Source organism: Paenibacillus peoriae, assembly GCF_022531965.1.
Classification (GTDB): domain Bacteria; phylum Bacillota; class Bacilli; order Paenibacillales; family Paenibacillaceae; genus Paenibacillus; species Paenibacillus polymyxa_D.
In genome coordinates, this window is the sequence record NZ_CP092831.1 from 2,914,862 (window position 1) to 2,927,507 (window position 12,646).

Below are 12,646 nucleotides of genomic sequence, written 5' to 3' on the forward strand. Positions count from 1 at the left end.
TGATAATAAATAGGGAAAAATAATTTTCATTAAAGGGAGGAAGTTAAAATGCCATTACTTCGTTTTGATCTTATTAAAGGACGAGATAAAGCAAGCCTGAAAAAACTTTTGGATGTTGCTCACCAAGTTGTTGTGGAAGCTTTTGACGTTCCAGAGCGAGATCGTTACCAAATCATTCACGAACACCCGGCGGACCATATGATTATTGAGGATACTGGGCTAGGATTTAACCGTACCGATAGTCTAGTTATTCTCTCCATAATAAGCAAAGCCCGGCCAAAAGAGAAGAAACAAAAGCTCTATTCCTTGCTGGCTGAAAGGTTAGAAGCTGAATGCGGCATCGCACCAACCGATTTAATGGTATCTATTGTTGAAAATAATGATGATGATTGGAGTTTTGGACTGGGGGAGGCACAATTTTTGACCGGTAAGTTAAGCTGATTCAATGCTAGTCGTTTCGATCTTAATCGGTAATATCTCTAATTCTAATCGCCCTTCAACTGGCCTGGTAGGCTAGTTGAAGGGCGATTTCCATGAGGTTTGGTATTGAGATGGTAAAATAGGCTTATGGATGGTCCAAAATTACAATTACATCCAATCATTCTGATGTGTAACAACCCAATTCATAGTAAGTATTATTGTTGTAATCAAAGCTTTTAATCACGTCAAGACCAAGCTTTTTGGTGTGGGCAGCGTATGATCTGTGATTGATGTGGTTTATAAAAGTTATCAATATCGGATATTTTTTACTCATTTGCATTCTGGAAAAATCAAAAACCTTTCGGAGTACTACCGTCCCCCTGTAATCCATATCAATGCAAATTGGCCCATACTGATAAGTGTTTTCAGTAGAAAGCGTAGTTCCCTTATATTCTGTATCTTTCAAATCGTCAATCATAAATTGAAAAAAAGGCCACTTAGCCCAATACTTCCATGAGGCAGCCATCACATAAGCAACAATCTTCTGGTCATGACATGCAATTGTAATTCCATTTTCTTTTTCAATTAATTCCTTAAATTGTTCTTCTGTAAATAAGGTTGTTACGAAGCCATCAGGTTTGTCTTTTTCACTAATGGTTGTAATGTGATATTTTTTTTGTAATTCCACTATAGCAGATATATCATCAACAGTAGCGTTTCTATAAATCATTGTTATCCTCCTATATGAAATGAGCTTAAAAAAACTTTACTTCAGCATTCGACATATTGCAACCATTTTAAGTTGTAGGTTTTTGCGAGAGGAAGGCTACACTATGATCAGGAGAGCGTTAACAGGGGGAGAGCGACTGGAATTTCTATTATCCTACCTGTCTTACAAGGGAACATTGGAAAAGTTTTTTAACAATTTTCCCAGGAGGGAGAGGATTTTCAGATCGACCCACTGCAGATTAGTGTAGCCCCTGACGAATAAGCAAATGGAGTTAGTTATTAGATCGCGGCGGGTAAAAGAAAATAAAGTTTTAGACTGACGATGCTTCATTAAGCTAACGGGCAAAATTTCAATGCTAAGTGTATAATTTAGAAGACGTAAAGAATCTAATTTGGAGGCTTCTATGATTAGAGATCGTTGGTTTACAGTGCAACGGATTGATGATAATACATGCGCAATTAGTGAATACGGACATTGGGAGAAAGTACATTCATTTTTATTATTGGGAGATCAAGAAGGGGTATTAATTGATACAGGGCTTGGGATTGATAGTATCAAAAGAATAACAGAGCAGTTGACATCTTTACCTCTAAAAGTTATTACGACACATGTCCACACTGACCACATAGGTAACCATGGCGAATTTGAACGGATCTTTGTCCATAAAGGAGATGAAGACTGGCTAATTAACGGGATTCAAGGCTTAACAATAGAGCAAATCAGGAAGAATATTAGAAGAGATATAACCTTGCCTACTCCAGAAAGGTTTAATCCGGATACATACCAACCCTTTAAAGGAAAGCCGACAGGTTTGTTGAAGGATGGTGATATATTCGATCTAGGGGACAGAAGATTAATTATATATCACACTCCAGGACATTCTCCTGGCCATATTTCAGTTTTCGATGAAACAAAAGGGTATTTATTTACTGGCGATCTGCTCTATGATGAAGTGCCAATATATGCCTTTTATCCTTCAACGAACCCTGTTGATTTAGTGAATTCATTAGAAAAGATTGCAAGAATACCCAACGTCAAAATGGTATACGGTTCTCACAATACATTAGGACTTAATCCAATAATTTTAGATGAAGTAAAAATTGCAGTTAAATTTCTGAGGGAACATGATCTCGTCAAATTTGGAACTGGGATTCATAAATTCAACGGATTTAGTGTTCAGTTCTAATAATCTTGTCAAACTAACGGGAAACGTTAGCTCAATAAAATAGCGACAGTCTAGGACTTTATTTCGTGTTATTAGGTCAATCAGAGATTTCTGGTTGGCCTTTTTTCTTAGGCATCATATGATGGCGGTAGCCGAGAGAACGTTGACTTTATTGGGGCGGGCCCCGTCGTGAAAACAGTTCTCTAACTGCCCTCAATGACCATGTTTGAGCTGGTTGAGACAGGGATCTCGTATCACAAGCGAAGCTATGGGGGAACCATCGTGGGAGTGGCCGCAACTTTAATATTAGGGAGTGTGTTATGGAGCCGGTTGTAGGATTAGATGTGGATTAGTTTCCTATTTTAATACGCGAGGAGTGCAAGCATTTTATAATCAATCCACTTCAAACTAAATGTGCGAGAAACACGCAACTGCGAAAAGTAAAAACCAACACTGCAGATGTCAAAAGATTGAATTTATCAATAAATAGGCAAAATGAATAAAGTCCCTGGACTCTTAATGCGATGTGCATGCGGATCGGGGACTTATCATGTGAAATACTCAATATAAGCGGTTTGCTTAATTTTTTAAAAAAACACTTAAAAACACTTAACAAAAAGCGTTAAATTGCTTATAATGAATATAGGGAAAGGGGGAGGGATTATATTCACCAAGAGGAACGACTTTTGAAAATTTTGGAGTATCTCCAAAGCCGTAACCAATTATCAAATTCGGAAATTTGCGATTTATTGAACATCTCGAGAGATACGGCAAGAAGGGATATTATTAAGCTTGTTCATGAAGGGGGGGTTATCAGAACCCATGGAGGTATTGCCTTACCCTTATTAAAAGAAGAAATAAGAGCCTACAAGGAACGTGTAACCTCAGCAACAAAGCAAAAGATGCTTATTGCAAAAGCAGCTTCTGAGCATATCGCTGACGGAGATGTATGCTTCATGGATGTATCGACTACCATTCAACTGCTCTGTGGGCAATTGGACAAGAATCTGACGGTTTACACACACTCGTTGGATAATGCAGAAGCTTTATCAGCAAAAAGTGAAATTAACATAAATTTGCTCGGGGGCAAATTTAATCATGAAAACCGTTTTTTTTATGACTACGACACGGCTATGCAGTTGAACGATGTTTTTTTTGACAAAGCTTTTTTAGGAGCTGCCGCCATTATGGAAGACGGAGTGTATTTTGCGAACCGTGATGATGCTTTAGTTAAAAAGCTGGTATCGAGGCGTGCCAGAGAAGTATTTTTACTTGCCGATTTCAAAAAATTTAATTTAACAAGCCCGTTTAAAGGTCTGAATTTTTCCGAAATTGATATTCTAATTACAAATCAGGATGCCCCGAAGCATTCATTGCTGATGTTGCAGGATAGCGGAGTAGAAGTTATCAAGGTGCTTGAGGAAGAAAAGTGATAAAAAATCGCAAGGGAGCATGGGCCATGATACAAGCAATCTTTAGCGATATTGACGGGACGTTGTTAAATTCAAAACATCAAATTACATTCGACACCAAAAATACAATCCAAAAGGTTGTGGGAGGAAATATCCCTTTTGTACTCGTTTCAGCGAGAATGCCAAGCAGCATTTTTCCTCTTCAGCAAGAGCTCAATATTAACGCTCCCGTCATTTGTTATAGCGGTGGTCTAATATTGGGCTGTAATAGGGAAATCCTCCATAGCATCTGTTTATCGAAAAAGAGCATTAAACAAATATACGATATTGTATCGGATCATTATCCTTCTATTAGTTTTAACTTATATGGCTATGACCAGTGGATCGTTGATAACACTCAAAATCCTTGGGTAATTCAGGAAGCGGGAATTATTAATGGCTCTCCCATACAGAGGGTGCTTTCCTCATATATAGAAGAAGATCATGATACTCACAAAATTTTATGCATGGGACCTCCCGAAGACGTTGAGCGGCTTGTACAACAAATCAAAAATGAAGTTACTGGTATCAGTGTCTATAAATCCAAGGGAACCTATCTGGAAATTATGGATGAGATGGTGTCCAAATCGTATGCCATTCAGGAACTCGAGGGGATATTTAATATTACTTATCGTGAATCGATGGCCATTGGAGACAACTATAATGACATGGATATGATTTTGTACGCAGGCCTAGGAATTGCAATGGGGAATGCGCCAGAGGAAGTTAAGAAAATTGCCGACTGGGTCACATCGAGTAATGATGAAGACGGTTTGAAAATAGGCTTGGAGAAATACATTTTGTCCGTTTGAAATGATCCAGTGACATTGGATATCCAAACACCAAAAAAATGTAGGCATTAGAAATAGAACAGAGGGGGACACATAACCCTGAGGATACTGAGTTTATATCTCCTCGGTCTGCGAGTGACGAGAACGGTAGAAAAAGAAAAGCAGAGTGAGACGACAAAAAGAGATCAACGTGTTCCGACCGTTGATCTCTTTTTGTTGTGCTCAATCAGCACGACAGATTACAAAAGAGATGAGGAAAGTTAGGTTGGGAGTTTGGTCGTCTGGATTTGTAGTGAAGAGCTTATTTACCTGTAATGCAGAAGAGCAGAAGGGATTAGTGATGCACGTTCTTATTATGGGCATCAAAAGTCAAGTTTAATGAATATATAAGTATACTAAATATCACATTCACATAGGAAATAATACGAAAAGGTCCCTAAATATCCATTTTTCATCAGCAAGATCAGAAAATAATTTGGCAAAGTTCATTTACTTCTAGATGGAGGTGAGTTGCATTTTGTATTAGGTGTGTTTTTAAATAATATTCTCCAGCTAATTGACAATTTATCATTTGTCGGGTGACAAGAACATTGTTACATTCCCGATAGGATTTCATCGAAGGCGACAGACGCCCTTTTATTAAACTAAAGGGCAGGATAGTCAATTTTTTCGCGAATACTTTACATTTGAAAGATATTTGCGAAATTCGTAGATAAGAGGTTATGAGAAAGTAATGTAAAATAGATATTAATTGTAATTTGCAAGAAATATGTCGTACCGTTCGGCACAATAGCATGCAGCGCTTCCATGAGCTTGAGTGAGGAAACTAAATCATTTCCAGGGAGCTTAATGATTAAGTGGATCAATTCGAAAGATCCCAGGAAATAAAGAAATGATCTCGCCAAATTTGGAACTGGGATTCATAAATTCAACGGATTAGCATTCAGTTCTAATAATCTTGTCCAACTCACGGGAAACGTTAGTTCAATAAAATAGCGACAGTCGGTAAGAAGTTCTCTTGTTTTCAACTATCCATTCCCCTTTATATATTAATACCAATTACAAAAAAGTCCCAAAAACAAATGTTTTTGAGACTGGGTTAAAAACCAAGTATTCTTGTTTACTGACTGGTATCCTATGCTACATATTCATTTTTTCCTGCGCCTATACCCGTGATAAAGATAATAACAGAAGTTAAAACTAACATCAGTAAGGAAGTATTCCAATTATGTGTCACATCATGCAACCATCCAAATAAGACAGGGCCGATAGCAGACAAAAGATAACCTAATGATTGAGCCATACCGGATAATTCTGCTGCCTCATTCGTATCTTGAGTACGTAAACTAAAAAACATCATAGCTAAACTAAAGGCAAATCCCACTCCAATTCCAACCACAATTATCCATATTGGAATAAGGATCGTGCTTCCGTGTAAGATACCGAATACCCCTCCAATAAGCAAGATGACTGAAACCAGTACTAATGGATGCTGCTTCTTTAAACGTCCAGCTAAAATAGAGACAATAAACGTAGTAGGAAGCATAGCAAATTGCATTAAAGACAACATCCAGCCAGCTTCATGAGTGTTCAGCCCTTTTTGTTCAAGAATTTCAGGAAGCCACGTTATCATGGTATAAAAGATTAAGGATTGAAAACCCATAAATAACGTGACATTCCATGCTAGTTTAGAATGCCATAAGTTTATAGATTTAACTTTCTTTTTAGTTTGTACAAATCTAATAGATTTATGTTGATTTTGTATTAGTGGTAACCAAAAGAAAAGTGTAAGAAGAGATAAGATTCCCCAGCATCCGAGACCTCCTGACCATCCTAACCCTGATATTGAGGAGATGGGGATACTTATACCGGATCCAATAGCTCCACATAAATTCATAGAGACTATATAAATCCCTGTTATCATTCCTACATTTTGTGCAAAGTTATGTTTAATGAGACTGGGGAGTAATACATTACCAATGGCAATACATGAACCAATTAAGATTGTTCCTATAAATAAGGTTATTACACCACCAAAAGAACGTATTCCGAATCCAATGGTTAATAAGATTAAAGAAATAAATAGGATAAACTCCGTACTAAAACGTTGAGCTAACTTAGGGGCAAAAGGGGATAAGAATGCAAAAGTAAGTAAAGGTACTGTAGTTATTGTCCCTGCTAGTATACTAGATATGCCTAAACTGTCACGTATAGAATTTATTAGTGGACCCACTGAAGTTAGTGGGGCTCTGAGATTGGCTCCCATTAGGATGATACCTATAATAAGTAATCCTATTCTAGGCTTTAGATCCGGTTTCGGTTGTCCTAGTTGATTGGTTTTTTGTGAAATACCCATGATCGCTATAGATCCTCCGTATTTAATACTAAAGCTTTTCTAAATTAGGTAATCAATTCATTTATTGTTTGAATTGCCACACTTCCATATTGTTCCACAATAGTAACCGTAAAGCAGAGAACATAATAAAATGTTGTTTTCTACTTGACGGTTACTTTTAAACATTTTAATTAAATTAAGCGAATTTTTGGACTTCTCCCGTTAGTTAATAGGAGAACGACAAGCCCCTACTTTTATACCTAAAGAATTATAGTGATTTTTTATGTTTATGATGGCTTGACCACTTGTAACTTTATTAATTAATTGTTTTATCTTCCAAAGGTCTACTGGTTTATTCATTAATAAGTCATTAAAAATTTGTTTGATTTCTTGTGGGTAAACATTTCCTACCATACTAGAAAGTCCATTACATCCATTCATTATCTTTTCTATAAGATTTACATCTCCACCAGCGAACATGATGAAATCATCTGGTAAGTCAGTATTATGGTGACGTTTGGCATCACTCTCTTCTTTAAGTCCTACAAGGTTAGAGTACTTCTGGTTAATAACAGTCTTTAATGATTCAGCACTTAGCTCAAATCCTGTTCGGAAAGGATTATTATAAAGGACAACGTTTTTGGTGGTATGTTGTAGCAGCTCATTGATATAAGAAATAGCTTGTTGTTGTGTCGGCTGAATGTAAGGTGGAAACTGAATTAGAATAGAATCAAAAACAGATTCCTCAAGCTTTTTAACCAGTTTTATTGCATTTCTTGTTGTTGTAGCTGATACGCCAAACATCAGTTCAACATTTTCAAATTTTTGTTGATTAAAATAATCAATAATATGGATACGCTCTTCAATGCTCATTGAATTTTGTTCGCCTGTCGTAGCAGACACAAGTAGTGAATCTATCCCGTTATCTGTTAAATGTTTAACAATAGGATTGAATCCTTCTAAATATAAGCTCTCATCATCACGAAAGGGAGTTGGAATAGCAACATTAAAATTTTTCATCAGTTATATCCTCCAGTGTATATACATTACAAGAACTATTTGTACATAACGTCAAATACTAAATCCTTTCAGATAATTTTTAAAAGGTATATTTGAATGACTAAATTGTTCTATGTTCATGTTGTTTAAAGTTTGGTTACATTCTTCAGGCCAAAAGTATTAGCTAATCTTTTCTAGTTATTCTTTATTTGTGTATCTGGTTTGACTATGTGACGAGGTGTATTACCCACCGGTTTCTCTAAAAACCAAGTGCCCATTGAAGTAAGAACCGGTACATTTTGAAACGTGTAAATAATAGCATCCTCTGTTTGCTAAGTGTTGCAATGCTCATGAGCAGAGCAAGGAGGAGCTAAGAATAGGTCGCCTTTTTTCAATTCAATCTTTTCTCCATCCACGATACTATAACCCTCGCCCTGAAATACTAGATTGAGAGCTACATTAGTATGACGATGAGCTTTATTATGCCCACCAGGTTTAAAAATGTGGACGACTACTTTCATAGTTGATGAAGTTCCATGCGTATCCCCTGTATGATTATGAATGAGTGACAATGTTCCACGGCCACTTTAAAGAAAGCCTTCCGATACAGATTAATTGAGTAATGGATAAATGTCTTTCCATTTCCATGAACATGCTCGAACGGCAGGCTTACTACTCTTTATTAAAAACTCACTGTAGTAGATAATCTCTGTTTTTTGACTACCCATCTTATCACCCCCACAAAATTTTTACACAGTTTAAAGAATTTATACTTTTAGGATTAAATGGATCTCTGTGCAACTAATAGTCTAAGACAGTTCAATCAATAGTACAATTCAATTATTTATATAATAACCATAGGTTTAAACTATGATATAATGTGTAATATCTAAGATTGTTTATAGTATTCCTATTGAAATTCATGTTAATAAACTTGCAAAATGTAAAGGTAGGAACTATTACCGTTTAAATCAGGAGGCTTAAGAATGGAGTTAAGACAACTTGAATATTTTTACGCTGTGTGCCAAGAGCTACATTTTACAAGAGCAGCAGAAAAGGTAGGGATTTCTCAACCTTCTTTAAGTCAACAAATTCGTTTGTTAGAACATGAAATTGGCACACTTTTATTTGATCGCATTGGTAAAAAGACGGCTCTTACGGAATCAGGGGAATTACTCTTAAAGTATACACGTAACATTTTTCATGAACTGGAACAGGCAAAAACCTCAATAGATGAACTAAATGGCCTTCAAAGAGGAACCATTTCTATAGGCACCTTGTTAACCGTTGAAAATTACCTCATTCCGCCCACATTACGTAGTTTTCATCATCTATATCCTGGTGTTAAGATATCTGTGTTTGGATTACGTACTGGGGATATTCAAAAACAACTGTTAGAAAATAAGCTGGATATAGGCATTGTTTTTTTACCTATGAAAGGGGATGAATTAGAAACCATTTCTTTATATAGAGAGGAAATGGCGTTTGCAGTGCCTGTTGGACACCCGTTAGAGAATCAGGATAAATTAGGTATAGAAGTCTTGCAAACAACACCTTCCATCTTACTTCCTGAACAATATTTTATAAGACAGCTTATAAATAAAGCTTGTAAAGATGTGGGGTTTATTCCAGAACCGGTCTTTGAAATTACAACCATGCAATCTTTAATTAATATGGTTATAGATAGGATAGGGGTAACTATATTACCGCGACCTTACTTAGAGTACCTTAACCATCCTCGTATCAGAATTATTCCCATTTTAAATGTTAATCTTGCTCGATATATAGGAATTATCTACAGGAAAGATAAATACCTGAGTGCTGCGACACGTATTTTTATTAATACTCTAAAAGAGACTTCACTCCATTTGACTCAGAATTTTATGAAAGGCACTGATTAAACAGTCCACTCATTTTATTAATCTTTATTTATATACTACTGGACATATAAAAGAAAGAAGCTACGACGGTCAGTTCTTTTTTGGATTGGAAAAGTCAGAGGGAATAGCTTCAGGTGCTATTAATATGTAAAGAGAACGGAAAAGTCACCATTTCAAAAATAATAAGGTCACCTTGAATCACTCATTGAATCGTATCAAAGGGCAATCGCGTAGGTAAAGATGCGTACGAAAAACCGTATTGTGATGGTGGGCAGACTTGAATTATCTCGATTCAGATATGAATTTGACTTTTGAGAAAATAATGAGGTTTATACTAGATGCCATCGCTCCATTTAAGAAGGAATGACCCATTTTGCGTTAACAGACTTGGATCTAAGTCTACAGAACAAATTTCCAAGGAGTGCATTGGTACTTAGGGGAGCGGTCGAGGATTCAGCCGCTCCAAAAAAGTCAAACAGTCCTCCTTTTATTAATGGCTATGATGTGCATGTGCATCCGGCGCACCTGACTCTATAGTGCACATAATGGATTCATCGTGTCTATGCTGTTCGGACTCGATCTGCAAAGTAGAGTGAGGAATGTTCTTATGCTCCAGCATATGCTCGATACTATGCAGTAGGGCCTCGGTTTCATACACTGTTTTATTTCCATCAACTACAATATGCGCAGTCAGAGCGTTTAAGTTGCTAGTAATTGACCAAATATGCACATCATGTACGGCTTTCACACCTTCGAACTGCGAAATGGCTTGTACGACTTCCTCTACATCAATGTTACGGGGTGTTCCTTCCATAAGCACATGCAGGGAAGACTTACTAACAAAGTAACCACTGCGAAGGACAAGTACTGCGACAATTACACTAGCAAGTGGGTCTGCCCAACCCCATCCCAAGAACATCATCAGAAGAGCGGCAATAATCGCTCCAACAGATCCCAGCATATCGCTGAGGACGTGCAGATAAGCACCTCTCATATTCAGGTTGTGCTCTGTATCGCTACCTCGCATCATAATCCAGGCAACGAGTATATTAATGAACAGGCCAACAATACTGATAACTAGCATCCCTACTGTAGCTACTTCTGGAGGATTTATAAACCTTTCAATCGCTTCGTAAAAAATGTATAAGGCAATCGCAATCAGAGTAACACCGTTTAGCATTGCAGCCAATATTTCAAATCTCCTGTAACCAAAGGTTTTTTCCTTATTGACAGCTTTCTCTCCAAACTTAAACGCGAACAAAGCGATCGCCAACGCAAGAGAATCCGATAACATATGACCTGCATCCGAGAACAAAGCTAAACTATTGGTAATAAATCCACCAAAAGCTTCGACCAGCATGTAAGTAGTGATGATGATGAAGGAGATCAGCAAAACTTTTTTATTGTTGTGTCGATGTCCATGATTATGTCCTGCCATACATATCCCAGCTTTCTATTTTATTAACATATGAGCAACTGTTCATATGTTTTATTGACTTCAATTATATGTGGGGAAAATATACACGTCAAGTGCAGCATGGCGCAACTGTACAGTGACAACAAGTTTATCCCTTACGAGGAATTTGTAATATTTAATGCGGCGGCTATTAGATAGAGTTACTTATGGGAATGACATAAGATAATTTCGCTTTAATCGAAATTATAGGATTTATTTCGACATAATTAGATTCTCTTAGAAAAAGGAATATTGAAGTATTTGACGAATCATTCCATTGATACAATTTCTCCCATAATGGGGTGAATGTATGTACACACCTACCAAGTTAAATAAGATTGGGGTAAATAGATGGTTTGCTTTTAGTAAGAAGCTTAACTGAGAAGTCACGTTTTATGGAGAGCTAGAATATGATCACTAGGTATTAATTGGAATGGATCCAGAGGTAACAAATTATTGCGAAAAACCATTTGAAATCAACCACTCATATTTAAAATCTGATTTTTTGACTCTGAATTACTATGCCAGTGACACAGCCAAAGCCTGTCCAGAGGTTGCCGATGAACAGTGGTCGGGAGTTAATGTCTCTGGTATCAAGGGAGAAATATCTGGCTTCGAAACACATCCGGGCTTCTATGAAATGTGCGAGAATCCTGCTCTGGAGACTACAGACTGGGCTATAGATCCAACTGGACTGGAATACATTTTGCGTGATATTTATACAAGATATAATATGCACTTGATGATCACAGAGAATGGTCTTGGTGCATACGACGAGTTGACCATTGATGGGAGGATTCATGATGATTACAGAATTGATTATTTGAAAAAACATATCCTCGCAGTTAAAAAAGCGATTGATTTTGGTGTAAAGGTCATTTCCTATAATCCGTGGTCTGCCATCGATTTATTATTCACTAGTAACGGATATAAAAAACGGTATGGATTAATTTATATAGATCGAACAGATGATGATATCAAACAATTAAAGCGTTATAAAAAAGATTCTTTTTATTGGTACAAAAAAGTTGTTGAGTCAAATGGGAAAGAAATTTAAGGACCCGTTGAACAAGAAACTCCGCTGAGAACTTTAATATGAGTCCCTTATAAACTCCACGAATAAGCCACTAATCTGTTAGTCTAGGATTAGTGGCTTGCTGTTGTTGGTAGACAATACAAAGTTGCTCTAGAAGTCATCTAAATGGAGGCTTTAGGGGCAATGAAACCGTCACATATCAGCTGAGTCTTCTCGGTTCATTAATATCTAAGCCAGGTTTATGATTAGAGCATTCTTCGAAGAAGCAGAAGTGTGAATGTTCAAAATTTGTTCAGTCATACCATGCTAAAATCTTCGTATCAAAATAACAGCCAAAACCTACAAAGGAGACAGTGATTGTGTGAACAGGAAAGCAGCATCGT

General features: G+C 36.9%; 11 protein-coding genes. 6 read left to right on the forward strand and 5 right to left on the reverse strand.

Annotated features, from left to right (window positions below):
* The first annotated feature begins 48 nt into the window (after positions 1 to 48).
* Positions 49 to 441 (forward strand): tautomerase family protein, encoded by a 393-nt coding sequence (locus tag MLD56_RS12640; protein ID WP_029515243.1) that lies wholly within the window; start codon positions 49 to 51, stop codon positions 439 to 441.
* 157 nt (positions 442 to 598) lie between these two features.
* Here the strand turns inward: MLD56_RS12640 and MLD56_RS12645 are convergent, their stop codons facing one another.
* Positions 599 to 1,150 carry a GNAT family N-acetyltransferase gene (locus MLD56_RS12645; RefSeq protein WP_029515242.1) on the reverse strand — a complete coding sequence of 184 codons (552 nt, stop codon included), beginning with the start codon at positions 1,148 to 1,150 and terminating at the stop codon, positions 599 to 601.
* 403 nt (positions 1,151 to 1,553) lie between these two features.
* On the opposite strand from MLD56_RS12645, the gene MLD56_RS12650 reads away from it, so the two are divergent.
* The 3 genes from MLD56_RS12650 (at position 1,554) to MLD56_RS12660 (ending at position 4,578) form a co-directional block, all read left to right on the forward strand.
* Positions 1,554 to 2,336, forward strand: a complete 783-nt coding sequence (locus tag MLD56_RS12650; protein WP_029515240.1) for an MBL fold metallo-hydrolase — start codon at positions 1,554 to 1,556, stop codon at positions 2,334 to 2,336.
* A 665-nt stretch (positions 2,337 to 3,001) separates the two neighbouring features.
* Positions 3,002 to 3,748 (forward strand): DeoR/GlpR family DNA-binding transcription regulator, encoded by a 747-nt coding sequence (locus MLD56_RS12655; RefSeq protein ID WP_049816870.1) that lies wholly within the window; start codon positions 3,002 to 3,004, stop codon positions 3,746 to 3,748.
* A gap of 26 nt (positions 3,749 to 3,774) precedes the next feature.
* Positions 3,775 to 4,578, forward strand: a complete 804-nt coding sequence (locus MLD56_RS12660) for a Cof-type HAD-IIB family hydrolase (protein ID WP_049816871.1) — start codon at positions 3,775 to 3,777, stop codon at positions 4,576 to 4,578.
* A gap of 1,114 nt (positions 4,579 to 5,692) precedes the next feature.
* Here the strand turns inward: MLD56_RS12660 and MLD56_RS12665 are convergent.
* The 3 genes from MLD56_RS12665 to MLD56_RS26120 form a co-directional block, all read right to left on the reverse strand.
* Positions 5,693 to 6,913 (reverse strand): CynX/NimT family MFS transporter, encoded by a 1,221-nt coding sequence (locus MLD56_RS12665; RefSeq protein WP_029515237.1) that lies wholly within the window; start codon positions 6,911 to 6,913, stop codon positions 5,693 to 5,695.
* Between the two features lie 201 nt (positions 6,914 to 7,114).
* Positions 7,115 to 7,912, reverse strand: coding sequence for a dihydrodipicolinate synthase family protein (locus MLD56_RS12670; protein ID WP_029515236.1), 798 nt, complete (start codon positions 7,910 to 7,912; stop codon positions 7,115 to 7,117).
* Between the two features lie 311 nt (positions 7,913 to 8,223).
* Complete coding sequence (locus MLD56_RS26120; protein WP_029515235.1) at positions 8,224 to 8,412, reverse strand: cupin domain-containing protein; 189 nt, start codon at positions 8,410 to 8,412, stop codon at positions 8,224 to 8,226.
* A gap of 465 nt (positions 8,413 to 8,877) precedes the next feature.
* Here MLD56_RS26120 and MLD56_RS12675 point away from each other — a divergent pair, with 465 nt between their 5' ends.
* A complete protein-coding gene (locus MLD56_RS12675) occupies positions 8,878 to 9,792 on the forward strand; it encodes a LysR family transcriptional regulator (protein WP_029515234.1) in 915 nt (304 codons plus the stop codon).
* 469 nt (positions 9,793 to 10,261) lie between these two features.
* On the opposite strand, the gene MLD56_RS12680 is transcribed toward MLD56_RS12675, so the two are convergent.
* Positions 10,262 to 11,209 (reverse strand): cation diffusion facilitator family transporter, encoded by a 948-nt coding sequence (locus MLD56_RS12680; protein ID WP_025679519.1) that lies wholly within the window; start codon positions 11,207 to 11,209, stop codon positions 10,262 to 10,264.
* Positions 11,210 to 11,660: 451 nt separating this feature from the next.
* Here MLD56_RS12680 and MLD56_RS12685 point away from each other — a divergent pair, with 451 nt between their 5' ends.
* On the forward strand, positions 11,661 to 12,284 hold the full coding sequence (locus MLD56_RS12685; protein ID WP_029515231.1) for a family 1 glycosylhydrolase: 624 nt from the start codon (positions 11,661 to 11,663) through the stop codon (positions 12,282 to 12,284).
* Positions 12,285 to 12,646 lie beyond the last annotated feature (362 nt).

Excerpts from the sequence above, each read along its gene's own strand:
- MLD56_RS12640 (WP_029515243.1), top strand. The coding sequence starts at position 49 with ATGCCATTACTTCGTTTTGATCTTATTAAAGGACGAGATAAAGCAAGC.
- MLD56_RS12645 (WP_029515242.1), bottom strand. The coding sequence starts at position 1,150 with ATGATTTATAGAAACGCTACTGTTGATGATATATCTGCTATAGTGGAA.
- MLD56_RS12650 (WP_029515240.1), top strand. The coding sequence starts at position 1,554 with ATGATTAGAGATCGTTGGTTTACAGTGCAACGGATTGATGATAATACA.
- MLD56_RS12660 (WP_049816871.1), top strand. The coding sequence starts at position 3,775 with ATGATACAAGCAATCTTTAGCGATATTGACGGGACGTTGTTAAATTCA.
- MLD56_RS12665 (WP_029515237.1), bottom strand. The coding sequence starts at position 6,913 with ATGGGTATTTCACAAAAAACCAATCAACTAGGACAACCGAAACCGGAT.
- MLD56_RS12670 (WP_029515236.1), bottom strand. The coding sequence starts at position 7,912 with ATGAAAAATTTTAATGTTGCTATTCCAACTCCCTTTCGTGATGATGAG.
- MLD56_RS26120 (WP_029515235.1), bottom strand. The coding sequence starts at position 8,412 with ATGAAAGTAGTCGTCCACATTTTTAAACCTGGTGGGCATAATAAAGCT.
- MLD56_RS12675 (WP_029515234.1), top strand. The coding sequence starts at position 8,878 with ATGGAGTTAAGACAACTTGAATATTTTTACGCTGTGTGCCAAGAGCTA.
- MLD56_RS12680 (WP_025679519.1), bottom strand. The coding sequence starts at position 11,209 with ATGGCAGGACATAATCATGGACATCGACACAACAATAAAAAAGTTTTG.
- MLD56_RS12685 (WP_029515231.1), top strand. The coding sequence starts at position 11,661 with ATGGATCCAGAGGTAACAAATTATTGCGAAAAACCATTTGAAATCAAC.